This window comes from Streptomyces roseoverticillatus (assembly GCF_000719265.1).
Lineage (GTDB): Bacteria > Actinomycetota > Actinomycetes > Streptomycetales > Streptomycetaceae > Streptomyces > Streptomyces roseoverticillatus.
This window is the reverse complement of the sequence record NZ_JOFL01000001.1, coordinates 40,222-65,935: the sequence shown is the minus strand read 5'-3', so window position 1 is coordinate 65,935 and position 25,714 is coordinate 40,222. Positions and strand designations below refer to the sequence as shown.

Sequence of the window (25,714 nt, the reverse complement as noted above, 5' to 3'; positions counted from 1 at the left end):
TGCCCGGACGGTAGCAGTCGGGTGACAGTTCCCCACGTAGCGAGGAGTTCGCGATGAAGCGTCTGCGCTCCGCCCTGACGACGGCCGCCGCCACCGTCCTGCTGAGCGTGTGCGGGGTGGTGCCGGCGTCCCCGGCCCATGCCGAGGGCAGCGTCAGCATCCTGGGCGACGCTGTCGCGGTAGGGCTGGACGGAGTGATCGAGGCGGGCCTATTCGGTGGCACCGTCGTGAGCGTTCAGAACCCGCTCGAAGGCATCGTCTGACGGCTCAGGGCGCCAGCCCGTACAGCCGCCGCGCGTTCCCGGAGCCGATCAGTGCGGCGATCCGGGGCGCGTCGGCGGCGGGCCACGCGCCCTCGCCCACCCACGCACGCGTCAACTGCCGGAGCGCCTGCGTGAACAGGCGGCTGCCGGCCACGTACAGCTCGGGCAGCCCGTAGGCGTCGGTGGAGAACATGACCTTCCCGAACGGGGCCAGCTCCAGCACCTCGGCGAGGACGGCCGCGGCGCGCGCCCCGGTGTACGAGAGCGTCAGCCCGACGTCGGCGTAGACGTGCGGGAAGACGTGGGCGAGGTAGGCCGCGTTGCGGTGGTACGGGTAGGCGTGCAGGAGGACCAGCGGGCAGCCCGTGGGCCGTACGGCCTTGATGAAGTCGGTGAGCAGGGCCGGGTCGCTGCGGTGCAGGCGCAGGTCGGGGTCGCCGAACCCGGTGTGGATCTGCAGCGGCAGCGCCGTACCGGCGGCCGTCCACAGCAGGTGCCGGAGGAGGACGGGGTCGTGGAGGCGCCGGCCTGCGTCCCGCGCGGCCAGCAGCCGGTCCACGGCGGCGCCGAGCTCTCCGGGGCCCGGTGGCGCGGGGTCGAAGTCGAGGCCGTGGCGGTAGGCGGCCACCGACTTGAAGCCCACGGCCGTACGGGCCGCTTCGTGCACGGCCTCCTCCAGGCCGCCGAGGAACTCCCGGCCGGTGCCGGCCTTCTGTGCCGTGTGCTCGGCGACGGTTTCCAGCCGGACGATCTCGTGGGCGCGCCCGCCGCCCGCCGCGGCGAGCTCCTCGGGGGTGGTGAGGCCGTCGGCGAGGCCGGTGTCGACGAGGTAGTCGCTGATGCCGGTGGCGCGCAGCAGCCGCCGGCCGGTTTCCTCTTCTCCCAGTGAGGCGCGGCGGGCGAGGTAGTCGGCGGGCGGGCAGTGGGCGGGGAGCCCGAGCAGCGGCGGGCACCAGCGGCGCACCGCGAAGCCCAGCTGGCTGTCGAAGAACGTGGTGCCGCCGGCGGCCGGCGCGTCGGACTCGGTCAGGTAGGACAGGAACCGGGTCTCGTCGAGGGGGCCGCGCGCCACGCCGTGGCAGTGGTGGTCCACCAGGTCCATCGAGTCCACCAAGTCCGCCGGCCCGTCGTCGTACGGCCCCGTTCCCGCCGGGTTCACCATGGGCGCAGTCCCTCCCTGGAGTCGGGTCGTCGTCAGTACCGGTGCCGGAGGCCCGAGACGACGGCCTCCGGGGAGTCGTGCTGCGTGCGCGCGTGCTCACCTTCGCGGACGGCCAGGAACGCCTCGTAGAGCGGCTCCCCGAGGGCGTCCCGCAGCAGTTCCGAGCCGCGGAGGCGGTCGAGGGCCTCCGGCAGGCTCGTGGGCAGGCGGGGCACGTCGGCGCCGGTGACCGCCGGGTCGCCGCTGACGGGGTCGGGCAGGGTGTGCTTCCGCTCGATGCCGTTGAGGCCCGCGGCGATGACCGCGCCTGCGGTCAGATACGGGTTGGCCGTCGCGTCGACGCACTTGATCTCGGCGTTGGCGCTGCCCGCGTCCCGGGCCGGGCCGGGGATGAAGCGCAGCGCCGCCTCCCGGTTCTCGGGGCCCCAGCACTGGAAGGCGCCGGCCCACCGGGAGGGGGTGAGCCGGAGGTAGCCCGCGGGGTGCGGGGCGGTGATCGCCAGCAGGGCGGGGAGCTCGTGGAGGATGCCGGCGAGGAACGCCTCGCCGGGCCCGGTCATGCCGAACGGCCCGTCGCCGCCGCGGAACAGGTTGGCGCCGTCCCGCCAGAGGCTGAGGTGGAGGTGCGCGCCGTTGCCCACGGTCCCGGGCTCGACGAGGGGCGCGAACGTGGCGTGCAGGCCGTGGTGCGCGGACACGGCGCGGATGGTCTCGCGGACGAGCACGGTGTGGTCGGCGGCGGTGACGGGGCCGGCGGCGGCGGTGGAGACCTCGAACTGGCCGGGGGAGTACTCCGGGTGGATCTGCAGCACGTCGATGCCCTGGGCGGCCAGGGCCTGCAGGACGTCGCGCACGTAGTCGGAGAGGGCGACGACGCGCGTCATGCCGTAGGCGGGGCCGGGGCCGGCGTAGCGCGGCGCACCCTCCTCCGTGCGGGAGCCGTTCCCGGCGGCCTGCTCGCCGGCCCGTCCCGCGGCGTGGGTGACGACCCACTCGGTCTCGTACCCCATGCGCAGTTCGAGGCCGGCCTGCGCGGCCCGGTCGGTCATGCGCCGCGCGAACAGGCGCTGGCAGGCCGCGTACGGGGTGCCGTCCTGTTCGTGGCGGTCGGCCGGGGCCCAGGCCCAGCCCGGCTGAGCGGCGAGGACGGTGAGGCGGTCGAGGTCGGGGAAGAGGCGCAGGTCCCCGTCGGGGCCGCCGATGTGGCGGCTGGTGACGGCGGAGTCGTCGCTGAGGTACACGTCGAAGACGGGCGACATGCCCACGCCCCACTGTGCCGCGTGGGCGAGCCGGGCGGTCGGGACGGCCTTCATGCGGGTGATGCCCGCGTTGTCGACCCAGGTCAGGGCGATGCCGTGGATGTCCTTGGCCGTCAGCCGCGCCGCTTCCTGACGTGCGGCCGAGGCCGCGGCTTCGTGCGGTGGTGTGTCCACGCTCGCTCCTGAGGGGTGCCGGTGTCTCGCCACTCTTGTGGGCCATTACACCGCACGAGGGCGCGCCCGGTGACGAAACGCCGTACCCCTGGCCCGATCAGGCCGTCGGCCTCGGAGCCGAAGCCGGGCCCGGCTGCTACCAGCGGTACCAGCGGCCCCCGCCGGAACGGACGAGGAAGCCGAGGAGCCAGAGGACCAGCACGACGATCGCGACCCACCAGAGGATCTTGAGTGCGAAGCCGGCGCCGAAGAGGAGCAGCGCGAGGAGCAGGACGATCAGCAGTGGAACCATGAGGTTCACCTCCTTTTCCTTCGTCTGCCCGCATCCGGGCCGGTCATGACCGGTGTGCTTCCGGCCGCCCGTCCGAATGGCCCAGTCGTGGTTTGCGCTCCGGCGCACCCGGCTACACACGAGGCGCCCGCCGCAACGGGCACGGGCCCACGGAGGGGCGATGCCGCAGCTGGAGCAGGAGAGAACCGACGGGGCGACGGAGACCGCCGACGGCCCTCCGGGCCGGCTGGGCGGCAGGATGCTGACGTACCTCACCACCACCGATCACAAGGTGATCGGGAACATGTATCTGGTGACCGCCTTCTGCTTCTTCCTCCTCGCGGGGCTCATGGCGATGGTCATGCGGGCGGAACTGGCCCGGCCGGGGCTGCAACTCGTCAGCACCGCCCAGTACAACCAGCTGGTCACCATGCACGGCACCGTCATGATGCTGTTGTTCGCGACGCCCATGTTCGCCGGATTCGCCAACGCCGTGATGCCCCTGCAGATCGGCTCCCCGGACGTGGCGTTCCCGCGGCTGAACGCCATGACGTACTGGCTGTTCCTCCTCGGCGGGCTGATCGTCGTCTCCGGTTTCGTCGTGCCCGGCGGTGCCGCGCCCTTCGGCTGGTTCGCCTACGCCCCGCTCAACAGCGCCGTCTACTCGCCCGGCGCGGGCGGCGACCTGTGGGCGATGGGCCTGGTCGTGGCGGGCCTCAGCACGGTCCTGGGGTCGGTGAACTTCATCGCCACCATCGTCTGCCTGCGTGCGCCGGGCCTGACGATGTTCCGCATGCCGGTCTTCACCTGGAACATCCTCTTCACCTCCATCCTGGCGCTGCTCGCCTTTCCCGTCCTCACCGCGGCCCTGCTGTGCCTGGAGGCGGACCGGAAGTTCGGCGCCCACGTCTTCGACGCGGCCAACGGCGGCGCCCTGCTGTGGCAGCACCTGTTCTGGTTCTTCGGCCACCCCGAGGTCTACATCGTCGCGCTGCCGTTCTTCGGCGTGATCACCGAGATCATCCCGGTGTTCAGCCGCAAACCGCTCTTCGGCTACGCCGGGATGGTGGGAGCCACCATCGCCATCACCATGCTGTCGGCCTCCGTGTGGGCGCACCACATGTTCGCGACCGGAGCCGTCCTGCTGCCCTTCTTCTCCCTGATGTCCTTCCTGATCGCGGTCCCCACCGGGGTGAAGTTCTTCAACTGGATCGGCACGATGTGGCGCGGCAGCATCTCCTTCGAGACGCCCATGCTGTGGGCGGTCGGCTTCCTCGTCACCTTCCTGCTCGGCGGCCTCAGCGGTGTCCTCATCGCCTCGCCGCCGCTCGACTTCCACGTCACCGACACGTACTTCATCGTCGCGCACCTGCACTACGTGCTCTTCGGCACCGTCGTCTTCGCCATGTTCGGCGGCTTCTACTTCTGGTGGCCGAAGTGGACGGGCCGCATGCTCGACGAACGGCTGGGGCGGATCCACTTCTTCACGCTCTTCGCCGGCTTCCAGATCACGTTCCTGGTGCAGCACTGGCTCGGCGAGTCCGGCATGCCCCGGCGCTACGCCGACTACCTCGCCGCCGACGGGTTCACCCTGATGAACACCGTCTCGTCCATCGGCGCGTTCCTGCTCGGCATCTCGACCCTGCCGTTCCTGTACAACGTGTGGCGCACCGCCCGGCACGCGCCGAAGGTGACCGTCGACGACCCCTGGGGCTACGGCCGTTCCCTGGAGTGGGCCACGAGTTGCCCGCCGCCGCGCCACAACTTCCGCGCACTGCCGCGGGTGAGGTCCGATTCCCCCGCCTTCGACCTGCATCACCCGGAAGCCCTGGAGGCGGCGGAAGCCAAGAGCCTCCCCCGGTAGCACCTCCCCTCATTGCACTTCCCCTCATAGCGCCTCCCTTGATAGCGAGGAACATGTCCCGATGAAGACCGAGGCCGTCCTCTTCGCCGGCGTCGCCGGCTTCTTCCTCGTCACCGGAGCCGTCTACGTCTGGCTCTCCGGGCGGGAACCCGCGGGGACCGCCGCGCTGACGGTCTCCTTCATCATGGCGTCGCTGATGTCCTTCTTCTTCGCCATGAACTACCGCCGCCGGGGCGCCCGGCCGGAGGACGACAAGAAGGCCGCGATCGCCGACCGCGCGGGCCCGCTGGACTTCTTCCCGCCGCGCAGCGCCTACCCTCCGCTGACCGCCCTGGGCGCCGCCCTCTCGGCCCTGGGCATCGTCTACGGGCTGTGGCTGTTCGTCATCGGCTTCGGCGTCCTGGCCGCCGGGGTGGGCGGCATGGCCTTCCAGTACGTCCAGCGCGAGAACCGCTAGGAACCGCGCCCGGCCGGCTCGCCCCGCTCGGCGGCCGTGCCCGGCTCCTCCGGCTCGACCGGTGCGGCCGTCCGCTCCTCGATGGCGCGCCGCTGCTCGGGCGTCACCGGGAGCTCGACGCGGTCACCGTAGTACCAGGAGCTGAGGGCCAGCCGCAGCCGCTGCCGGCGCGGCAGCTCGCCCCGGGGCGCCGTCAGGGGCCGCGGCACCTCACGCACCATCAGGCGGTAGCCCTGCCCGGCGGACAGCGTCTCGTGGCCCTCGCCGAGCCCGCCCTGGACGTCCTGCTCGACGTCACCGCTCTCCTGGCCCTCGGTGAGCAGTCTGCGGTCGTGGGCCTGCAGGGCCAGGCAGATGCGCCGGGTGACCCAGAACGCGAGCACCGGGCCGAGGACCACCGCGATGCGGAAGATCCAGGTCAGGGTGTTGACGGAGACCCGGAAGGAGTACGCGATCACGTCGTTGCCGCCGGCCGCCAGCAGGACGGCGTAGAAGACGATGCCGGCCACGCCCAGCGCCGTGCGGGCGGCCTGGTTGCGCGGGCGGTCGGCCAGGTGGTGCTCCGAGCGGTCCCCGGCGATCCACTTCTCCAGGAAGGGATACAGGTAGAGGCCCGTGAACAGCAGGCCCGGCAGGACGACCGCCGGGATCAGCACGTTCCACATGAAGGTGTGCCCCCACAGCACCGTCTCCCACGGGGGCATCACGCGCAGGGCGCCCTCCAGGAACCCCACGTACCAGTCGGGCTGGGCGTCGGTGGCCACCTGGTCGGCCCGGTAGGGCCCGTACGCCCAGACGGGGTTGACCTGGGCGAGCCCGCCGAGCGCGGTCAGCAGGCCGAAGATCATCAGGAACAGGCCCGTGGACTTCGTGGCGAACTGCGGGAACATGGGCTGCCCGACGGCGTTGCGGTTCGTCCGGCCGCGTTCCGCCCAGTGCGTGTGCTTGAGGTAGACCACCAGGATCAGGTGCACGGTGATCAGGGCGATCAGCACACCGGGCACGAACAGCACGTGCACGACGTACAGCCGGGGAAGGATCACATGCCCCGGGAACGGCCCGCGCCAGATGAACGAGCTCAGGTACGTGCCCACGACGGGGATCGACATCACGATCGTGTGCGCCGTCCGCATCCCCGTCCCGGAGAGCAGGTCGTCCGGCAGCGAGTAGCCGGCGAAGCCTTCGAGGAGCGCGAGGACGAACAACGTCAGGCCCACGACCCAGTTGGCCTCCCGGGGCCTGCGGAAGGCGCCCGTGAAGAACACGCGGAGCATGTGGACCGCGATCGCCGCCACGAAGACGAGCGCGGCCCAGTGGTGGACCTGACGGATGAGCAGCCCGCCCCGCACCTCGAAGCTCAGGTCGAGCGTCGTCAGGTAGGCCTGCGACATCCGCAGGCCGCGCAGCGGCTCGTACGGGCCGGCGTACACGCTCTGCGTCATGCCCGGGTCGAAGAAGAGCGTCAGGTAGGAGCCGGTGAGCACCAGGACGACGAAGCTGTAGAGGGCGAGTTCCCCCAGCAGGAACGACCAGTGGTCGGGGAACGCCTTGCGCAGCAGCGCCTTCGCCGCCTCGGCGGCCGGCAGCCGCCGGTCCAGCGCCACGAAGCCGGTCAGGGCCGCCTCCCGGACCTTCTCTTTCACCCGCCACGCTCCCTGTCGGCTCGCCCGCACCCGCGTCCTCGCGCGAGGCCGCGGCTGATGGGTAACCGGCGCGCCGGGAGCTCAACCGCATGGTCGCCGGGTGTCACCCGGACTGCGCGGCGCTCCGGGCGTCGTTCCGCGCCTTCTGACGGGCCAGCGCCTTCTTGTGCCCGGTGTCGAGCACGGCCAGCACGCCGTACAGGAGGAGTGCCGCCACGACCGCCACGACGTAGCACCAGGGCGAGGGGAGGTAGTTCGCCGCTCGCATGACGGTGCCCTCGTCGCCGCTGACGAGCCGGTAGACGATCGCCAGCGGTCCCTCCCAGACACCCACGATGAGCACCACGATGGACATCACCCTGTACCAGGCCTCGTGCACGACGCCTCCTCCGACCACGGTTCGGTTGCTTGATACGACTGTATCAATGATGCATGGAAATCGGGCACCAGGGCGTATTTCGGCACGCATTTTCTGGCGGAGTACAGTGTTTTCATGCGTGACGAAAATCCGGTGGGGTGCCGTGTCTGCGGGGCGCCGCTCGCCACAGCCGTCCGGGGTCGCCCGCCCGTCTACTGCTCGCGCGGCTGCCAGGCCAAGGCCTACCGGCGGCGGGCCGGTGCGCGCGGCCGGGCGGCGGCCCCGCCCGCGGCCACCGAGCCCACCGCTCCTCGCACCGAGGGGGGATCGCGGCGGCAGCAGATCGCCGAGGCCGTCTGGCGGATCGCCGCGGAGCGGGGCCTGGAGGCCGCCAGCATGCGCGAGGTCGCGGCCGCGGCGGGGGTCTCCCTGCGCGTGGTCCAGTACCACTTCGGGAGCAAGCACGGACTCCTCGTCGCCGCGCTGCACCTGCTGCACGAGGAGAACGAGCGGCGGGCCCGGGCGCGCATGGCGCGGCTCGCCGACCCGGCGGACCTGCGGGCCGTGCTGGGCGCCGTCCTCGGCGAATTCCTGCCGCTGGACGAGCAGCGGCGCCGCGCGCTGCGCGTCTTCGTCGCGTACTACGTGCGCAGCCTGAACGACCCCGCCCTCGCCGAGGTCTTCCTGCACGACGCCCAGCCCGTGGAGCGGCTCGTCGCCGGCCTGATCCGGCAGGCGTGCGCGGCCGGCGGCGGGCCGGCGCCCGGCCTCGACCCCGAACGGGAGGCCGATCTGCTGGTGTCAGGGGTGACGGGGCTGGGGATGGACGTGCTCCACGGCCGGCGCACCCTCGCCGACGTGCGGACCACGCTGGACTACCACCTCGACCGGATCCTGCCCGCGCGGTGACCTCACGGCAGGGGGGCGGACGCCGTGCCGCACCGGCGCCCGCCCCTCCGTCACTCCTTCACTTCAGCGTCAGGAAGCGCCGCCGGGCAGCTCCGCCCGGACCTCCCGCGCCGCCGTGACCAGGTTCTCCAGCGAGGCCCGGACCTCGGGCCAGCCGCGGGTCTTCAGCCCGCAGTCCGGGTTGACCCACAGGCGCTCGCCGGGGATCGCCTCCAGGCCCTTGCGCAGCAGCGCCGCGGCCTCGTCCGCGCCGGGAACGCGCGGGGAGTGGATGTCGTAGACGCCGGGCCCGACCTCGCGCGGGTAGCCCGCCGTGGCCAGCTCGGCGGCGACCTGCATGTGCGAGCGGGCGGCCTCCAGGCTGATGACGTCGGCGTCGAGGTCGTCGATGGCCCGGAGGATGTCGCCGAACTCCGCGTAGCACATGTGCGTGTGGATCTGGGTGTCCGGCCGGACGCCCGCGGTGGAGAGGCGGAACGCCTCGGTCGCCCACGCCAGGTACCCGGCGCGGCCCGCGGCGCGCAGCGGCAGCGTCTCGCGCAGCGCCGGCTCGTCCACCTGGATCACCGACGTGCCCGCGGCCTCCAGGTCGGCGACCTCGTCGCGCAGGGCGAGGGCGACCTGGCGGGCGGTGTCGCCGAGCGGCTGGTCGTCGCGGACGAACGACCAGGCGAGCATGGTGACCGGACCGGTCAGCATGCCCTTGACGGGCTTGCCCGCCACCGACTGGGCGTAGCGCGTCCAGCGGACCGTCATCGGCTCCGGGCGGGAGATGTCACCGGCGAGGACCGGCGGGCGGACGTAGCGCGTGCCGTACGACTGGACCCAGCCGTGCTGCGTGGCCAGATAGCCCGTCAGCTGCTCGGCGAAGTACTGCACCATGTCGTTGCGCTCGGGCTCGCCGTGCACGAGGACGTCGATGCCCGCCTTCTCCTGGTAAGAGATGACCTCGCGGATCTCGGCCTCGATGCGCTCCTCGTACGCCGCGGTGTCGATCCGCCCGGAGCGCAGGTCGGCACGGGCGGTGCGCAGCTCGCTCGTCTGCGGGAAGGAGCCGATCGTGGTGACCGGCAGCAGGGGCAGGCCGAGGTGGGCCCGCTGGGCGGCCGCCCGCTGCTCGTACGGCTGCGAGCGGCGGCCGTCGGAGGCGGTGACGGCGGCCGCGCGGGCGCGGACGGCCGGGTCCCGGGTGATGGCCGAGCCGGCCCGCGAGGCCAGGTCGGCGCGGTTGGCGGCCAGTGCGGCCGCGATGGTGTCCGGGCCCTGCGCCAGGCCGCGGGCCAGCGTGACCACCTCGGCGGCCTTCTGGCGCGCGAAGGCGAGCCAGCGGGCGATCTGCGGGTCGATGTCCCGCTCGGCCGCCGCGTCCAGCGGCACGTGCAGCAGGGAGCAGGACGAGGAGACGTCGACCCGGCCGGCGAGGCCGAGGAGCGTGCCGAGGGTGGACAGGGACTTCTCGAAGTCGTTGATCCACACGTTGCGGCCGTTGACGACGCCGGCGAGGAGCCGCTTGCCGGGCAGCCCGCCGGCGGCCGCGAGGTCGTCGAGGTTGGCGGCGGCGGGACCGGTGAAGTCCAGGGCGAGGCCCTCGACCGGCGCCTTGGCGAGGACCGGGAGGGCCTCGCCGAGCCGGTCGAAGTAGGAGGCGACCAGCAGCTTGGGCCGGTCGGTGAGACCACCCAGGTCGCGGTAGGCGCGGGCGGCGGCGTTCAGCTCGGCGGGGGAGCGGTCCTGGACCAGGGCGGGCTCGTCCAGCTGCACCCATTCGGCGCCCGCGGCCCGCAGGTCGGCGAGGACCTCGGCGTACACCGGCAGCAGCCGGTCGAGGAGGGTGAGCGGCTCGAAGCCGGCGGCGACGCCGGGCGCGGGCTTGGCCAGCAGCAGGTACGTGACGGGGCCGACAAGCACCGGACGGGCCGTCAGGCCGAGCGCGAGGGCCTCCTTCAGCTCCGCGACCTGCTTGGCGGAGTCCGCGGCGAAGACCGTGTCGGGGCCGAGCTCGGGGACCAGGTAGTGGTAGTTGGTGTCGAACCACTTGGTCATCTCCAGCGGCGCCACCTCCTGCGTGCCACGGGCCATGGCGAAGTAGCCGTCCAGGGCGTCGGCGTCGACGGCCGCGCGGTGCCGCGCGGGGATCGCACCGACCATCACACTGGTGTCCAGGACGTGGTCGTAGAACGAGAAGTCGCCCGTGGGCACTTCGTGAACACCGGCCCCGGCCAGCTGCTGCCAGTTCGTACGGCGCAGTGCGGCGGCCGTGTCCCGCAGGGCACCGGCCGTGACGCGGCCCTTCCAGTACCCCTCGATCGCCTTCTTCAGTTCACGGCCCTGCCCCTGCCGGGGGTAGCCGTGGACGGTGGCCTGTGCTGCCGCGGCTGCGGACTTGCTGGTCACGGAACTCTCCTTCGCGAGCGTGCGTGCGTCCATGACCCCGGGACGGGCGGAAGGCGCGAAGGAACGGCAGACCGGGCGGGCCGCCGCCGCGATGCGGTCGCTCGTCGCGCCGCCGCGTGTGCCCGCCTGATGTGTGCGCCGACCCGCCCTCGAGGTCACCGGGATCTCCGTGCGCTCGGCTGCGCACGGGCAGTTGGCAGGTCTTCGGACTTGCGGGCACGCCACATGGCACCTACTGGCCGTCGCTTCCCGGACCCGTACGGATCCAGTGCGTATGACGGCGGTCGTTCCCGCTCACCGCTGCGGGGCAGTCCCGGATTCCCACCGGGTTCCCTCTTGCGACGCGCCTGCCTGGAGAGCAGGGCGAACCAGCTGCACCGTCACTCTAGGCCGCGGGGCAGGGTCACGGAAGAGTGAAGTGGCGCGCCTCACGAGCCGGTTCGCGTCGCCAGCCGCAGCCGCAGCTCCATCTCGTGCTCGCCGGAGACGTGACCGCGGTGCTCGGCGGCGAAGGCGCGCTCCAGCTCCTCCTTGACCTGGCGGACCGGGTCGGCGGCGCCGAACAGGTCGGCCGTGACCGTGCCCGAGAGGGGAGCCTTCCCCGGCTGCGCCGTGCCCTCGCCCAGCCGCGTGCGGGTGTCGACCGTCATGCACCAGATCATCGGGCCCGCGCCGGGCGCGCCCGGGCTGGTCTCGCTGCGCGGCGGACCGGCTTCGGGGAAGACGGCCTCCAGGACGCCGAAGACGGCGCCCGCGTCCTGGTGGCCGCAGTCCGTCAGATGCACGCTGACGTGGTCCGCACTCTCCCGGGCATCCGTCACCTGCTCCTCCTCCGCCGTCGTTGCCGTGACCGGGGCCGCCGCCGTGCGCGGAGAAGCCCTGCTCCGACCGTACGGCGCGCCCGGGTTCCGTGCCGCGGGCTGTGCGACCATACGGGCCAGCTGCCCCGTTCCCGCCGGGAGATGCCGCCCCGGCGCCCGTGGCCTCACCCGAACGGTGGAATGCGCCCAAAGTAATTGACTGATTACGCTTGGTGCATGACCCTGTGGAGCCCCGCACCGCCGCCGTCGCAGCCCGTGTTGCGCGCCGCGGTCGCCGTGCTGGTCTCCGTCCTGCTGCTCTTCTCCGGAGGGAGCGGCACGGTGCTCGCCCTGGGCTCCGGCCCGGAAGAGACCCCCGTGTCCGTGGAGTTCGCCACCGCGGACGACTGCGTCGCGGACAACCGCACGCCCCGCGTCCAGGCGTCTCCGGGCAGGCGCACCTGCATCCCCGCCCCGCAGGACTCCACGGGAGCCGGATCCCCGCCGGCCCCCGGCTGCCGGCTGACACCGCCGGCCCCCGAAGGCCCCGCGGCCACCGCGGGCCACGCGCGCAACGACGTCCTGCGCTGCTGAGAGGAACCCCCGCCCGTCCCGCCCCGTACGGGACGGGCAGCCGCGTCCGGCACGCCCGGAACTTTCCTCACACCTGCAGGCACGAGAAGCAGAGAGACGTCATGCCCCTCGATCCCGCGCGCGTCCTGAGCGCCTATCTGCGCGCCCAGGTCTACCGCGCCCCCGAACCCGGCCCCGAGCACGCCTCCGCCGGCGGCGAGCAGCCCCCGGCCACCGCCCCGGACCCGCAGAACCCACCGGGCCCGCCGGGAGGACCGCGCACCACGCCCCCCGCGAGCCGGGGCGGGGAGAAGCCGCCCGCCGCCCCCGGCGCGCCCGTCGCGGAAGCCGGGCCCGCCGCGCCCCGCGGTGCGCCGCGCAGGCCCGGCCTGTTCGCCCGGCTGCTGCTGTACGTACGGCAGGAGTAGTCCCCGCCGTCGCGCGGCTGCCCGTCCCTTCGCTTTCGCCGGGACGGGCAGCCGCCCGGCGGCCGCTCCGCCTGCCGGCGCCCGCCCGGTCCCCTTTCAGGTGAAGCGGAGGGGCCGGTTGATCCGGGGGCTCCCGGCAGCGGGAAGGGGATTGGCCGTCGACGCTGACGAGGGAGAACCCATGCCGACCGACGATGTCGCGCGATTCCTGGAGGCCCTGAGCCCGGCCCACCGCGAGGAGGTCCGGAGGCAGCCGCGCCAGCAGCAGGAGAAGCTGGCCGCCGCCTGGGAGACCGAGCTCCGGGAAGACACCGACCTCGACACGCTGAGCGAGCTGTCACCGGCCGCCGCGGAGAGCGAGGCGGCCCGGCGCGTCGTCGAGGGCAAGGACTCCTGACGCCGGAGCCTTGCCGGTCGGGGCCGGAACTTCTGCGTGGCCGGAGCCGGCTGTGGGCAGGGGGCGGAATCCCGTGACCCGCAAGAACCGCCGGGGCCCCGGCCGGCCGGAGAAGGCCGAGCGCGCGGCGCTGTCAGTGCCCTAGGCCCTCGGCCGCGGCGGTCAGCAGGACCTCAGCGGCCTCGGTGCGGGTGTAGAGGACGTAGCGGCCGGTGCGATGGCCGTCGATCAGGCCTGCCGAGCGGAGCACGGTCAGGTGCTGGGAGACGCCGCCCGGGGTCATGCCCGTACGGCGGGCCAGCTCGGTGGTGGAGGCGGGGGTGTCGAGTTCGGCGAGGAGCCGGGCCCTGCCGCGGCCGATGACCGCGGCGAGCGGCCCGGCGACCGCTGTGCGCCGCTCCCACAGCGTGGCCACGCCGCGCGGCGGGTACCGGAGCGTGGGCTGCCAGCCGGGGGCGGTGATCGAGAAGACGCGCGGCCACGCGAACACCGACGGCACGAGCAGCAGGCCGCGCCCGTCGAGCCGGCGGGTGTCCCGGGCGTGGAGGTGCCGGACGCGCAGGGTGTCGGTGTCCCAGCCGACGGCGGGGTCCAGGTCGCCGAGCAGCCTGTCGGCGCCGCCCTCGGCCAGGAGCCGCGCCCGGTGGAGCACGTCGCCCTCCAGCAGCGCGCGCATCCTCGGCCAGTACGGTGCGAGCGCGATCTCCCAGTACGCCTCGACGAGTTCGGCGAGCTCCGCGAGGCCGCGCCGCGGGTCCTCGCGCAGGGCCTCGAGGCGGGCGGATCGCGGCGCCCGCCTTCCGCCGAGGCCGGAGCGCACCTGCTCCACGGGGGTGGCGCGGAGCACGGCCAGTTCCACCCCGAGATCGGCCAGCGGCGTCGTGGGAGGCGGCGCGACGAAGAGCGGGATGGTCCGGGGCGGGGCGGGGACCAGATCGGCCAGCAGGCCCCAGTCGAGCCCGGCGGCTGCCAGCCGTTGCCTCGCCCGCTCCGCCCAGGGGCGGAAGAGCCCGAACTCCCCGGTGTCGTTCTTCAGGATCCGGACGCCGGCCACGACCTCCCACAGGGGGGACAGGGCGAACCTCGTCCGCGCCACGTCCCGGGCCGTGAACTCCAGCTCCAGCATGCCGCGCCCCTCTCCTCGCCCCATCCGGTGGCTCCGTAGATTCAGTACAGCCTAAATTCATGGCCCCGGACGCGGGGCGGCGGACAGGCTCCCGCCATGACCACGACCGAACCGGACATACGTCCGGCCACGACTCCCCGCCCCCTGCTCCACGACCCCGGCTACCGGCTGCTCGTCACCGCGACGGCGGTGAGCAAACTCGGCAGTTCGATCAGCTACCTGGCGATCCCCCTGGTCGCCGTGGTGGCCTTGCGGAGCACCGCCGGCCAGGTCGGCCTGCTGGCGACGCTGAGCACCCTGGCGTTCCTGCTGATCGGCCTGCCGTCCGGGGCCTGGGTCGACCGGATGCGCCGGCGGCCGGTGATGATCGCCGCGGACCTGCTCAGAGCGGCTCTCCTGCTCTCCGTGCCGGCGGCCTGGGCGCTCGGCGTCCTGACCATCGGACAGCTGTACGTCGTCGTCCTGCTGTCGGGCGCGGCCACCGTCTTCTACGACGTCGCCGCGCTGAGCCACCTGCCGCACCTGATCGGCCGGGACCGGCTCGCCCCGGCCAACTCCCTGCTGGTGACGGTCGACGCCGCGGCCCAGATCGGCGGCCGCGGCGTGGGCGGACTCCTCATCGGGCTGCTGTCCGCCCCCGCGGCGATCGTGGCCGACGCGGCCAGCTACCTCTGCTCGGCTCTCTGCCTCGCGCGGATCCGCCGGCCGGAACCGGCGCCGGAGCCGACCGAACGCGGTCGCCTGCTCGCAGACATCCGCGAGGGCGTGCGTTTCGTCTTCGGCCACCCGTCCTTGAGTGCGGTCGCCGTCGCGGGCGCCTGCACCAATCTGTCGATCCAGCTCTGCCAGACCGTGCTCCCGCTCCTGCTCGTCCGCGAACTCGCCCTCCCCGGCTTCGCCGTCGGTCTCTTCTTCGCCGCCGGCGCCGCCGGCGTCCTGCTCGGCTCGCTGTCGGCCCGCGCCCTGGCCCGCCGGCTCGGCGCCGGGCGGGTCCTCCGGCTGCTGGGCCCGGCCGTTGCGCCGTTCGGCCTGCTCCTGGCCGTGGCCGACCGGGGGCCGGCCCTCTGGGCGGCCGCGGGCGGCTGGCTGGTCACCACCTTCAAGGTCGGCGTGCACAACGTCCTGCTGGTCACCTTCCGGCAGAGCGCCACCCCCGACCGGCTGCTCGGCCGGATGAACGCCACCATGCGCCTGGTCCTGACCGGCTCCCTCGCCGTCGGCGCCGCGCTGGCCGGCCTCCTCGGCGAGCTGCTCTCGGTCCGCGCCGCGCTCTGGGCCGGCGCCCTCGGCCTGGCGCTCGCCTGGGTGCCGGTCAACTGCTCACCCTTGCGTCGGCTGCGCGAGATCCCCGGCCTGTGACAGGAGCCTCTGCCGGTACCCCGTACCGTCGATCAGGCCTTGGCGCGGTCGCTCACTCCTCGGCGGTGCCCCTGGCGAGCGCCTCGTCGCTGCCGTGGCGGCTGCCGAAGCGCCCGTCGGGCGAGAACGCCGTGGTGGCGAAATCCGGGGTCGCTGCGGCCGTCAGTGCTCTGCTCGGCTCAGGTCAACCCGGCACGGCCGGACCCGTGGTGCGGCCGGATTGCGGTGGGGACAGAGCGCCGGGCGTGTCCTAGCGTGTGGTGGAGTCTGCTTCCAGCGTGTGGTGGAGTCCGCGCCCCGCTCTTCGGGACGCCCGCTCTACGGGATGTCGGGGAGGAACCGGTACATGTCCGAGCGCGCCTACGACCGCGACAGGCTGCGGCAGTTCCTGTCGGGTGAAGCCGTGGGGGAAGGGCTCTCGCGCCGGGGCGTGCTGCGCATGCTGAGCGCCGCGGCAGGGCTCGCCGCCGCCGGGGCCGGCACCGGAGCGGGCGCGGCGGCCGCCGCGGGGAGGCCGGGGATCGTCAAGCCCCTGCCGCCTGAGCTGTTCACCGTACGGGACACCAACGCGGAGACGAACTGGGCGGCGCTGCGGGGCACGGGCTACCACACGCCGGTCGACCGGTTCTTCGTCCGCAACCACACGTCGACCCCCGTCCTCGACCCCGCGCGGTGGCGCCTCACGGTGTGGGGCGGCGGACTGCGCGGCCGGGCGGTGGAGTTCTCCTACGACGACCTGCGGTCCCTGCCGGCCGTGACGTCGAGCGCGTGCCTGGAGTGCGCGGGCAACGGCCGCAGTTACTACGCCTCCCAGCAGGGCGACCGGGTCACCGGCACCCCCTGGACGATGGGCGCGGTCGGCGCGGCGCGCTGGCGGGGCGCGCGCCTGTCGGACGTCCTGCGGGCGGCGGGCCTGTCGCGGCGGGCGGTGGACGTGATGCCGCGCGGCCTCGACCCGGTGTTCACCGCGGGCGGGACGGGCTACGGGCACGTGCGCCGGCCGCTGCCCGTGGCGAAGGCCCTCGACGACGTCCTGCTGGCGTACGAGATGAACGGCCGGCCGCTCCTGCCCGACCACGGCTGCCCGGCGCGCCTGGTGGTGCCGTCCTGGGTGGGCATCGCGTCCGTGAAGTGGGTCGGGGACGTCGAGGTGTCGGACCGTCCGTTGTTCTCCCCGTGGAACACCGTGTTCTATCGCCTCTTCGGCTCCGCCCACCCACCCGGCGGCAGCGCTCCCCTGACCCGCCAGCCCGTGCGCAGCGCGTTCGAAGCGGCCCCTGGTGAGGCGTTCGCCGCGGGCCGGGGGCACCGGCTGACGGGCCGGTCGTGGTCCGGGGGAGGGGGCATCCGCCGGGTGGAGGTCAGCACGGACGGCGGCGCCTCGTGGCGGGAGGCCCGCCTGCACGACGCGCCCCGGCCGGGCGGCTGGGTCCGCTGGAGCACCCACTGGCACCCGCAGGAGCCCGGCCCCGCCCGCCTCATGGCCCGGGCGACGGACACGTCCGGTGTCACCCAGCCCTTCCGCTCGGTCCCCAACGACCAGGGCTTCTTCTTCGACGCGGTGGTCCGCCACCCCGTCCGCGTCGTCTGATCAGCGCTGCGGGCGGTCGCGCCAGAACTCCAGGACGGCCGCCCGCAGCGTGCGCCCGGTGGTCACCGTGGAGGTGGCGTGCCAGACGGAGGAGTCGAAGGCGACGGCCGTGCCGGCCACGGGCGGCAGGGAACGCACGGGCGCGGTCGTGGGGTTGTGCGAGGCGCGGACTTCGAAGTGGCCCCCGCCGTCGGCGGGCCAGTCCCGGTTGAAGTAGAGCACCACGGTCAGGGCCTTCTCGGGCTCGTCGTGGTGCAGCGAGATGAACTCGCCCTCGGCGTGCGTGAACAGCCCGGTGTCGCGCGGCAGGCCTGCCAGCGCCAGCCCGGTGACCTCTTCCAGCCGCGCGGTGAACTCCGGCCCGTCGAGGCCGTCGAGCAGCTGCGACCAGACCGCGGGCAGGCTCTCCGCGGCCGGCAGCCGCTTGCCGTCCCGGGAGAGCCACAGGGAGCCCAGCCGGAAGCGCTTGACCGGGCTGGAGAAGACCACTTTCCCGAAGCGGTCGTCACCGGGATAGGCGGCGTCCAGTTCCCGGATCGCGGACTCCGTGAGGATCCCCGTCGCCACGTGGGCGGCGATCGGTCCGCTGGTCCTGGTGAATTCGGCGGTGGTGCGCAGCATCTGGAACAGACCTCTCCTGCTGGCGGGCGCCCGCACGGGGTGCGGGCGAGGGCAGGCGGTGATGCTAGGCGCGCCGGCGGGAGGCGGGCTGTACGGAGATCCGTACAGGAACGACGACCGCGGGGGACGGTCCGTAGCGGAGGACCCGTAGAGGAAGCACCGGCGGAAGAGGGACCGCAGAGGAAGGACCGGCAGCGGAGGCCCCGTAGGGCGGCGGCCCCCGTCAGCAGGGCACGGCTGCCGGCTCCGCCCGCCCCGCGGGGAGGATCCCGTCGAGGATGATGCCGCAGGCCGCGTGGAGTTCGGTGCTCAGCTCCAGGTGGGCGTCCCGCTCCTCCGCCTGGGACCAGCGGTAGAGCGTCCCGAGATAGATGTCGCGCAGCAGGCACCCGACGCGGTAGGCGTTGATGTCCGCGGGCAGTTCGCCGCGCTCCAGGGCGGCGTCGACGACCTCGGCGAAGATCTCGCCGGCGTACGGGGCCTCCTGCATCGGGCGGCCGGCCTTCACCCAGGCCATGAGCATGGAGCGGGTGACGTCCCGCTCCTCCTCGTTGATGTCGGCCAGGATGCGCATGCAGCGCTCCAGGGCGGCGCGCAGGGTCTCCTGCTGCTCGATCCCGGAGGTGCTCAGGCCGTCCCTGAGGCGGGCGCGCCGCTGTTCCCCCCAGGCGCTGATGAGGTCTTCCTTGCGCTGGAAGTGGTTGAAGAACGTGCCGCGCGCGACGTCGGCGGCCTCGGCGATCTCGTCGACCGAGGTCTGTTCGTAGCCCTTCTCCGTGAAGAGCTTCAGCGCCGAGTCGTACAGGCGGCTGCGGACCTTGAGTTTGTTGCGCTCGCGGCGCCCGAGGGGGGCGGCGCAATCCGTCGTGGCGGGCGTGTCATCCATGGCTGCTCCTGCTGGGTTCATCGCTTCTCCGGCTTGCGGCCTCGCATGCCAGCTGCCCGGGGTGGACCGGCGAATCCGCCCCGCCGCGAATGGATGATCATGCCGTCGCCTTGCCGACACGGTCGTGCGTCCCCGGCATGAAGACCCCGCCCCCGTCTGGCGATCTACTTGTACCACGATCCATGAATGGTTGGAAGTTCACGAAGTGTGGAGGCGCTGTGAGGCGATGCGGGGATACGGCATTTCGCGCCGTATCCCCGCCCGTATCCCCGCCCGACAAAGCCCGCCCGCCTTCCGGTTACGAGATGTCGGTTCCTTGCAGATCGCGGGCCAGCCGCTCGGCGCTCTCCTCTCCCAGCAGCCGGGTGACGGACACCACCAGGCCGTGCTCGGCGAGCAGTTGCTGCCGCAGCCGGGCTGCCATGAGTGAATCCAGGCCATAATCGCGCAGGGGACGGCGGGGGTCGATGCCGTCGGGGGCCATGGCCAGCAGGCGGGCCGCGCCGTGGACGAGCGCCGTCGGCCCGGCCGCTTCCCCCTCCGTCGCCCGGCCGCCGGCCGGGCCCGCTCTGTCAGGCATTCGGGGAGCCTCTTCCGCTTCATGGCCGGATCCGGGTTCCGGATCGCGACCGGACGCGGCATTTGCCGGAAGGGCTGCGGGAATTGCGGGGGAATTCGCGAATGCGCGGGCACGGGCCGGGGCCAGGGCCCCGCGCAGCGCGGAAGCCAGCGTTCTGGGAGCGTGCACCGCACCTTCCACGAGATGGGCCGCGAATTCGGGCAGGCGCAGTGCCGAACCGGGCCGTGCTCCTGTCGCCGGCGACTCGGAAAGGCGTTCGAGATGGATGCCGCGGAATTCGGCCAGACGTCTGCCGTGCGCCCCCACGACGGTCACGTCGGCACGGGCCCCTGCGCCCGCCCGGTCGGGGGCGAAGGCGGCCATCACCCATACGTGCGGGCTCAGTTCGCCGTCGAAGCGCACGTGCCCGAAGGAGACCGGGTGGTAGGCGTGACGCGCGGACGCGCCGGCGGGCACCGCGGCCAGCAACGGCAGCAGGCACGCCTCCCAAGCCGCCTGCCCGAGGCCGCCGGGCGGGGCGACCAGCGCCACGGACTCCCCGTCGCGCCGCCACACGTGCTGCACGGCAGCCCCGTACGCGCCGGGGATGCCGTAGCCGCGCTGCGCCGTGCCGGACAGGAACCGCCCGGCGGGCTGGTAGTCGTGGCAGCGCGAGAGGGCCGCTGCGACGGCGTCCTGGAGGTCGGGCGCGGGGCCGTCCCCTTCGCCCGCCGCGTGCACCGTCGCGGTCAGGCACGTCAGGGGGGCCGTGGCTCTGTGCGCTGCGCCCGGCAGGGCTTCGACCAGGACCGGGCGGGCTCCGTCCAGAGGGCTGCCCAGACGAGCGCGCAGGGTCGGCCCGCCGGCGGCGGTGACGGCGGCGGCCCCGGAGGTCGGGCGCGCGTCCTTGATGACGAACCTCGCGCCCTCGTGCGCCGTTGCCGCGGCGGCCTCGTGCAGGGCGCGCAGGTGTACGACAGGAGGGATGGGCGCCAGGCCGCGCAGGGAGACGGCGGGTGCGCCGGGATCCTGGGGGAAGTCGGCGGTGACACCCCCGGCCGGCCGGGGACCGGTGTCCGGGGCGTCCGGGCGGCGCAAGTGCTGCTCGTCCCAGGGGTAGGCGGGGAGCGGCACGTGCCGGGCCGGGCCGCCGAACCAGCGCTCCCAGTCGACGCGCCCGCCCGCGGCGAAGAGCCGGCCGAGCGCCCCGGCCAGTTCCGTGCCCTCGTCCCGGCCGCGGTGGCCGGAGGCGACGACGGCACCGGGGACGCCGGTCTCGGCGAGGGTCTCCTCCATCGCGGCCTGGAGGACGGGGTGCGGGCTGACCTCGACGAAGACGGAGTCGTCCGCCTTGGCCAAGGTCTGGACGGCGTCGTGGAACCGTACGGGCTCGCGCAGGTTGGCCGCCCAGTAGGCGCCGTCCAGCTCGTGGCCGCCGACGGGTGCGCTGCGGACGGTGGAGTGCAGCGGGATGCCGGCGGCTGACGGGGCCAGGTCCGCGAGCCGCTCGCGGAGCGGGCCGGTGAGCCGGTCCATGAGGGGGGAGTGGGAGGCGACGTCGGCCTTGACGAAGCGGCTGAAGACACCGGCCGCGTCCAGGCGGCACTTGACGCGGTGGAGGGCGGCCAGGTCGCCGGCGAGGACCGTGGTGGTGGGGGCGTTCTCCGCCGCCACGCACACGCCCGGACCCTCCAGCAGGGCGGTCTCCTGCGCCTGGGGGCCCGCCAGTTCGGCCGCGAGCAGGCCGCCCTGCCCGGCCACGGTGCGCATGAGGCGGCTGCGGCGGCAGATGACCGCGGCCCCTTGCGCGGTGGTGAGGGCTCCGGAGACGACGGCCCCGGCGACCTCGCCCATGCTGTGGCCCGTGCAGGCGTCGGCGAGCAGGCCCATGTCCTGCCAGTGCGCTGCGAGCGCCACCTCGACCGCCCACAGGAGGGGCTGGACCTTGTCCACCTCGGCGGGGAAGTCCTCCTCCGGGGCGTCGAGGAGCTCGGTGAGCGACCACCCCGCCTCGTCCCGTACGGCCTCGTCGCAGGCCTGCAGCGCGCGGGCGAAGGCGGGGGAGGACGCCCGCAGGGACCGTCCCATGCCCGCCCACTGCGAGCCCTGCCCGGGGAAGACGAGCACGGTGCGGCGCGGGGGCCCGAAGACGCCCGGGCCCGGGGCCCCGTGCGGCGTGCCGGTGCCGGCGGCCAGGTCGCGCAGGGTGCGGGCGAGCCCGTCGTGGTCGGCGCCGGTGGCCCACAGCCGGTAGGGGTGGGCGTCGCGGCGCAGGGCCGCGGTGGCGCAGATGTCGCGCAGCGGCAGGTCGCGGCCCGCGCCGCCGGGGCCGAGGTGATCGGCGTAGGCGGTGGCCAGCCGGGCGAGGGAGGAGCGGGAGCGGGCGCTGAGGACGAGCAGGTGGACCGGCCGCACCGCCGTCGACGGCGCGGCCGGGTCCGCCGTCCGCGGCGGGAACGCGACGGCGGGCGCCGCGGGTTCGGGCGCGGGCGCGTCGTAACGCGCCACGACGACATGGGCGTTGGTGCCGGACAGCCCGAAGGAGCTGACGCCCAGCAGGGTGCGCCCGCCCGGCGCTCCGGCGCCGTCCTCCGCCCGCTGCAGGGGCTCGTTGCGGGTGATGACCTCGACGGGGAAGCCCGGGCGGGTGAGCAGGGGGTGGGGCGTGTGCTGGTGCAGCGAGGCGGGCACGATGCCGTGCCGGGCGACGAGGATCGTCTTGATCAGCCCGGCGATGCCGGCGGCGGCCTCCGTGTGGCCGATGTTGCTCTTGACCGAGCCCGTGCGCATGCGCCGGCCGGCGGGCAGGTCCTCCAGGGCCTGGGCCAGGGCCCGCAGTTCGACCGTGTCGCCGACGGGCGTGCCGGTGCCGTGGGCCTCGATGTAGGCGAGGTCGGCGGGGCGGATCCCGGCGCTCGCGCACGCGGCGGTGAGCATGTCGACCTGCCCGGAGACGGCGGGCTTGAGGAGCAGCCCGCTGCCGCGCCCGTCGTTGGTCACGGCGCTGCCGGCCAGCAGGGCGAGCACGGGGTCGCCGTCGCGCAGCGCGTCCGCGAGGAGCTTGAGGACGACGACGCCGGCCCCTTCGCTGCGGACGAACCCGTCGGCGCCGGCGTCGCCGAACCTGCAGCGGCCGCCGGGGGAGAGCATCGCGGCCTGGGAGTAGGCGATGGCGTCCTGCGGGGAGAGGATGACGTTCACGCCGCCGGCGATCGCCAGCCGGGTCTCGCCGCTGAGCAGGCTCTGGCGCGCGGAGTGCACGGCGACCAGGGACGACGAGCAGGCGGTGTCCAGGGTCATGCTGGGGCCGCGCAGGTCGAGGGCGTACGAGATGCGGCCGGCCGCCATGGCGCGCAGGTGGCTTCCGGTGACGTCGCCGAGGGTGTGCCGGCCGCCGTCCGCGTAGTCGGCGGTGGCCTGCCCGATGAAGACGCCGCTGCGGCTGCCGGCCAGGGAGGAGGGGGTGATGCCGGCGGCCTCCAGGGCCTCCCAGACCACGGGCAGCAGCAGCCGGTGCTGGGGGTCGAGGCCGGCGGCCTCGGCGGGGGAGATGCCGAAGAAGGCGGCGTCGAAGGAGAACGGGTCGCCGAGGAAGCCGCCGTGGCGGGAGACGGTCTTGCCCGGAGTGCCGGGCGTGTCGGTGTGGTACGGGGCGATGTCGAATCGCTCGCGGGGGACGGGCGTGACGCAGTCCCGCCCGGCGAGGAGGTTGTGCCAGAACTCGCCGGTCCCGGTGGCCTGCGGGAACCGGCATCCCATGCCCACCACGGCGACGGTGTGTTCGGGAGCCAAGACGTCCATGTGAAACCCCACTTCGTCACGTGCTGAAGGTCATTGCCGAACGTGTGCGGAGCGGCGGGGCGGCGAGAGAGGAAGCAACGGCCCCACTGGCGTGGGCGATTGTGGTCCAAAGATGCACTGGAGATCAATGTTGGCCTGTAGGTCCCTCCTTGGACTGGCTGAATCCGCGCCATGTTCCGTCCGTTGCATCCCGGTTGATCGGTTTCTGTGATGCCCGGCGGGCGTCCGCCGGGGGTGCAGTCCTTCCGAAAAGTTGGGCTTGAGTTCAAGATTGCATGCAAATATAAATTTAGGCGCTGGTTCACAACAGGCTTCGTGACGGACGACAGACGGGGGCAGCGATGGTGAGGTACTTGGTCGACAGGGAGTTCCGGGACGACGACCGCCTGCGGCGGACGCTTCCGGCGCACCGCACCTACTGGCGCAGGATGTCCCGCCTGGGCGTGCTGCTGCACGGCGGTTCCTGGCGGGAGGGCTGCGGCGAGATGCTCGTCGTCAAGGCCGCGACCCGCGGAGAGCTCCAGCAGGTGCTGGGCGAGGACCCGTACGTACAGGAGCACCTCGTCCTGGAGACGCGCATCAGGGCTCTGGAAGCCCTCGTCGAGGCCGCCGAGCAGCCGCCGGCCGCCGTGCCCGGACGGCCCGGGCCCGCCGGGGAGAGCGGGCCGGCCGGGGAGGCCGGACCGCGCACGGACACGCAGCTCAGCGCGCACGAGTGGCGCGTCGCCCGCATGATGCTCGCCGGCCTGACGAACCGGCAGATCGCCGAGCGCTTCGCCGTCTCGCCCCGTGCCGTGGAGCAGCACATCACCCGGATCTACCGGAAGCTGTCCATCAGCCGCCGCGCGCAGCTCGCCGTCGCCATCCAGGGCGACCTGCCCAGGGCCGGCGAGCTCGCGGCCGCCGGCTGAGACGTCTCCCGCAGCACGCCGAAGCGGCCGGTGCCGGGTGAGCTGGACCCCCAGCCCGCCCGGCACCGGCCGCTTCCCGTGCGCCGTCTTCCGCCACGGCTCTTCTTGCGCAGCCCTCCGCTACACGGCCGCGTGCTCCGCGGCCGCCGCGTCCGCCAGCGGGCGCAGCCGGTCCAGGAGTTCCGTCTCGCCCAGGGCGCGGGTGACCTGGAAGAGGTCCGGGCTGCGGTCCGTGCCCGTCACGCACACGCGCAGGACGTTGACGACCTCGCGCACCGAGCCGTGGTACGCCTGCGGATCCGCCCGGTACGTCCGCACGTCCGGCGCGAAACCGTGCCGCTGCGCCAGGTCGCGCCACTGCGCGTACCAGACCTCGGCGGGGCCGGCGTGCCGGTAGCTGCCGGCGAGGTCGGTGACGAGCTCGGCGACCTGCCGGGCGGGCAGCCCCAGCCGGGCGTCGTCCAGCGCGCCCACCGGAGTGTGGAGGCCAGGGAAGAAGAACCCGTACGCGCGGCGGAACTCGCTCCAGCAGGCCAGGTCCTTGCGCGGCGTCCCCGTACCGCTCCGGCCGATCTCCAGGGCCTGTACGGCCAGGTCCCCGTGGGCCCGCAGCACGCGCGCGAGCGCGGGGTCGTTCTCCCCGGCCCAGGCCGACAGGGCCCGCAGGGCCTCGTCCGGGGACAGCGAGGCGATGTAGTCGCGGCTGACCGAGCGCAGCTTGCCCAGGTCCACCATGGGGCCGGCCGTCCCCGCCTCCTCCAGGCGCACGGGCTCGGCCAGGGCGCGGCCGGCCGGCAGGTCGGCCAGCCGGCTGTTGGCCAGGCCGCGCAGGTAGTGCCGCACGGCCTGCGCCGGGTAGCCGGCGGTCAGGTAGAACGCGGCGGCGGACTCCGGGTCCTTGCGCTTGCTGAGCTTGCGCCTGCTGGAGCCCTCGACCTTCATCAGCGGGGCGATGTGGGCGTACTGGGGAGGCGTGAAGCCCAGGGCGCGGTGCAGCTGGTGGTGCACCGGCAGCGAGGAGATCCACTCCTCGCCGCGGATCACCAGGGTCACCCGCATCAGGTGGTCGTCGACGACGTGCGCGAAGTGGTACGTGGGCAGCCGCCGGCCCTGCTCCGCCGACTTGAGGATCACCACGTCGTTGCCGTTGTCGAGCATCGTCAGGGCACCGCGGACCCGGTCGCGGAAGCGCACCCGGCCCGGCAGCCCCACCGGGCAGCGGAAGCGGACGGTGAACGCCTCGCCCGCGGCGATGCGCTCCTGCGCCTGCTCCACGCTCAGCCCACGGCACCGCGCCCACTTGCCGTAGTAGCCGAGCGGCGACCGCGTCCGCTGCTGCTCGTCCGCGTTCCGCGCGAGCACCTCCGGCGAGCAGAAGCAGGGATAGGCCTGACCCGTGCGCACCAGCTCGCGCACGTAGCTGAGGTAGATGCCCTCCCGGTCCGACTGCAGGTACGGGCCCCACGCGCCCGGCCGGCCGGCGCCCTCGTCGGGGTCGAGGCCGAAGTAGCCGAAGACCCGCGCGAACTCCTCCGCCGCGCCCGCGACCTCCCGGCGCTTGTCGGTGTCCTCGATGCGCACGACGTACGTGCCGCCGCTGCGCCGGGCCGCCTCCTGCGCGAGCAGCGCCACGTACAGCCCGCCCAGGTGCACGGAGCCCGTCGGGCTGGGGGCGAAGCGCGTCACGTGCGCGTCCTGCGGGAGCCTGCGCGGGGCGAAGTGCTCCTCCCAGACCTCGCAGGAGCGCAGGTCGGCGGGGAACCACGAATCGATGACGTCACGGTCCTGCATGGCACATCCTTCCGTCGTGCAACAGCGGCATCAGCGGCATCGGCATCGGCAGCATCGGCAGCGATGAAGCAGCAGCGATGAACGGGGCAACGGGTCAACTGCGGTGAACAGAGCGGG

The 25,714-nt window shown here is 73.7% G+C and carries 22 protein-coding genes and 1 riboswitch; of the genes, 10 read left to right on the top strand and 12 right to left on the bottom strand.

Translation table 11 applies throughout. The features are described from left to right. Window positions 1-53 precede the first annotated feature (53 nt). On the top strand, window positions 54-263 hold the full coding sequence (locus tag IF61_RS0100310) for a hypothetical protein (RefSeq protein ID WP_030364091.1): 210 nt from the start codon (window positions 54-56) through the stop codon (window positions 261-263). Window positions 264-267: 4 nt separating this feature from the next. Here the strand turns inward: IF61_RS0100310 and IF61_RS0100305 are convergent, their stop codons facing one another. The 3 genes from IF61_RS0100305 to IF61_RS0100295 form a co-directional block, all read right to left on the bottom strand. Then, entirely contained in the window at window positions 268-1,425 is a 1,158-nt protein-coding gene (locus tag IF61_RS0100305; protein ID WP_211264822.1) for an amidohydrolase family protein, read from the bottom strand. A gap of 32 nt (window positions 1,426-1,457) precedes the next feature. Next, on the bottom strand, window positions 1,458-2,858 hold the full coding sequence (locus IF61_RS0100300) for a glutamine synthetase family protein (protein ID WP_052392269.1): 1,401 nt from the start codon (window positions 2,856-2,858) through the stop codon (window positions 1,458-1,460). Window positions 2,859-2,994: 136 nt separating this feature from the next. Continuing rightward, the gene (locus tag IF61_RS0100295; protein WP_030364088.1) at window positions 2,995-3,150 is read right to left on the bottom strand and encodes a DUF5670 family protein; all 156 of its coding nucleotides are present in this window, start codon (window positions 3,148-3,150) and stop codon (window positions 2,995-2,997) included. Between the two features lie 160 nt (window positions 3,151-3,310). On the opposite strand from IF61_RS0100295, the gene ctaD reads away from it, so the two are divergent. Beyond that, on the top strand, window positions 3,311-4,993 hold the full coding sequence (ctaD, locus tag IF61_RS0100290; RefSeq protein ID WP_052392268.1) for an aa3-type cytochrome oxidase subunit I: 1,683 nt from the start codon (window positions 3,311-3,313) through the stop codon (window positions 4,991-4,993). Between the two features lie 61 nt (window positions 4,994-5,054). Next, the gene (ctaF, locus tag IF61_RS0100285; RefSeq protein ID WP_030364086.1) at window positions 5,055-5,450 is read left to right on the top strand and encodes an aa3-type cytochrome oxidase subunit IV; all 396 of its coding nucleotides are present in this window, start codon (window positions 5,055-5,057) and stop codon (window positions 5,448-5,450) included. Here the strand turns inward: ctaF and qcrB are convergent. Together qcrB and IF61_RS0100275 are read right to left on the bottom strand one after the other, a co-directional pair. Continuing rightward, entirely contained in the window at window positions 5,447-7,093 is a 1,647-nt protein-coding gene (qcrB, locus tag IF61_RS0100280; RefSeq protein WP_043187293.1) for a cytochrome bc1 complex cytochrome b subunit, read from the bottom strand. The two genes, ctaF and qcrB, sit on opposite strands and share 4 nt — an antisense overlap. A gap of 103 nt (window positions 7,094-7,196) precedes the next feature. Continuing rightward, window positions 7,197-7,472, bottom strand: coding sequence for a hypothetical protein (locus tag IF61_RS0100275; protein ID WP_030364084.1), 276 nt, complete (start codon window positions 7,470-7,472; stop codon window positions 7,197-7,199). A 114-nt stretch (window positions 7,473-7,586) separates the two neighbouring features. Here IF61_RS0100275 and IF61_RS31930 point away from each other — a divergent pair, with 114 nt between their 5' ends. Then, on the top strand, window positions 7,587-8,360 hold the full coding sequence (locus IF61_RS31930; protein ID WP_043187291.1) for a TetR/AcrR family transcriptional regulator: 774 nt from the start codon (window positions 7,587-7,589) through the stop codon (window positions 8,358-8,360). A 69-nt stretch (window positions 8,361-8,429) separates the two neighbouring features. Here the strand turns inward: IF61_RS31930 and metE are convergent, their stop codons facing one another. Both metE and IF61_RS0100255 read right to left on the bottom strand, forming a co-directional pair. After that, window positions 8,430-10,754, bottom strand: coding sequence for a 5-methyltetrahydropteroyltriglutamate--homocysteine S-methyltransferase (gene metE, locus IF61_RS0100265; RefSeq protein WP_030364082.1), 2,325 nt, complete (start codon window positions 10,752-10,754; stop codon window positions 8,430-8,432). Window positions 10,755-10,932: 178 nt separating this feature from the next. Beyond that, window positions 10,933-11,142, bottom strand: a riboswitch (cobalamin riboswitch). A 40-nt stretch (window positions 11,143-11,182) separates the two neighbouring features. Next, entirely contained in the window at window positions 11,183-11,575 is a 393-nt protein-coding gene (locus IF61_RS0100255) for a hypothetical protein (RefSeq protein WP_030364081.1), read from the bottom strand. A 216-nt stretch (window positions 11,576-11,791) separates the two neighbouring features. On the opposite strand from IF61_RS0100255, the gene IF61_RS0100250 reads away from it, so the two are divergent. From IF61_RS0100250 to IF61_RS0100240, 3 genes are all read left to right on the top strand, one after another. Beyond that, entirely contained in the window at window positions 11,792-12,148 is a 357-nt protein-coding gene (locus IF61_RS0100250; protein ID WP_030364080.1) for a hypothetical protein, read from the top strand. Window positions 12,149-12,249: 101 nt separating this feature from the next. Beyond that, window positions 12,250-12,555 (top strand): hypothetical protein, encoded by a 306-nt coding sequence (locus IF61_RS36465; RefSeq protein ID WP_030364079.1) that lies wholly within the window; start codon window positions 12,250-12,252, stop codon window positions 12,553-12,555. Between the two features lie 181 nt (window positions 12,556-12,736). Continuing rightward, a complete protein-coding gene (locus tag IF61_RS0100240; RefSeq protein WP_030364078.1) occupies window positions 12,737-12,952 on the top strand; it encodes a hypothetical protein in 216 nt (71 codons plus the stop codon). Between the two features lie 133 nt (window positions 12,953-13,085). On the opposite strand, the gene IF61_RS0100235 is transcribed toward IF61_RS0100240, so the two are convergent. Beyond that, window positions 13,086-14,078, bottom strand: coding sequence for an ArsR/SmtB family transcription factor (locus tag IF61_RS0100235; RefSeq protein WP_030364077.1), 993 nt, complete (start codon window positions 14,076-14,078; stop codon window positions 13,086-13,088). A 96-nt stretch (window positions 14,079-14,174) separates the two neighbouring features. Here IF61_RS0100235 and IF61_RS0100230 point away from each other — a divergent pair, with 96 nt between their 5' ends. Together IF61_RS0100230 and IF61_RS0100225 are read left to right on the top strand one after the other, a co-directional pair. After that, on the top strand, window positions 14,175-15,437 hold the full coding sequence (locus tag IF61_RS0100230; RefSeq protein WP_052392267.1) for an MFS transporter: 1,263 nt from the start codon (window positions 14,175-14,177) through the stop codon (window positions 15,435-15,437). A gap of 346 nt (window positions 15,438-15,783) precedes the next feature. Further along, window positions 15,784-17,028: a sulfite oxidase gene (locus IF61_RS0100225; RefSeq protein WP_245684343.1), complete on the top strand. Its 1,245-nt coding sequence runs from the start codon at window positions 15,784-15,786 to the stop codon at window positions 17,026-17,028. Here the strand turns inward: IF61_RS0100225 and IF61_RS0100220 are convergent, their stop codons facing one another. From IF61_RS0100220 to IF61_RS0100210, 3 genes are all read right to left on the bottom strand, one after another. Then, window positions 17,029-17,649, bottom strand: coding sequence for a 2OG-Fe(II) oxygenase (locus IF61_RS0100220; RefSeq protein WP_030364074.1), 621 nt, complete (start codon window positions 17,647-17,649; stop codon window positions 17,029-17,031). 223 nt (window positions 17,650-17,872) lie between these two features. Further along, window positions 17,873-18,535, bottom strand: a complete 663-nt coding sequence (locus tag IF61_RS0100215; RefSeq protein WP_030364073.1) for a TetR/AcrR family transcriptional regulator — start codon at window positions 18,533-18,535, stop codon at window positions 17,873-17,875. 298 nt (window positions 18,536-18,833) lie between these two features. Next, on the bottom strand, window positions 18,834-22,895 hold the full coding sequence (locus IF61_RS0100210) for a type I polyketide synthase (RefSeq protein WP_052392266.1): 4,062 nt from the start codon (window positions 22,893-22,895) through the stop codon (window positions 18,834-18,836). A gap of 353 nt (window positions 22,896-23,248) precedes the next feature. Here IF61_RS0100210 and IF61_RS0100205 point away from each other — a divergent pair, with 353 nt between their 5' ends. After that, window positions 23,249-23,806: a LuxR C-terminal-related transcriptional regulator gene (locus IF61_RS0100205; RefSeq protein WP_397945438.1), complete on the top strand. Its 558-nt coding sequence runs from the start codon at window positions 23,249-23,251 to the stop codon at window positions 23,804-23,806. Window positions 23,807-23,926: 120 nt separating this feature from the next. Here IF61_RS0100205 and IF61_RS0100200 read toward each other — a convergent pair whose 3' ends face one another. After that, window positions 23,927-25,597, bottom strand: a complete 1,671-nt coding sequence (locus tag IF61_RS0100200; RefSeq protein WP_030364070.1) for a glutamate--tRNA ligase — start codon at window positions 25,595-25,597, stop codon at window positions 23,927-23,929. Window positions 25,598-25,714 lie beyond the last annotated feature (117 nt).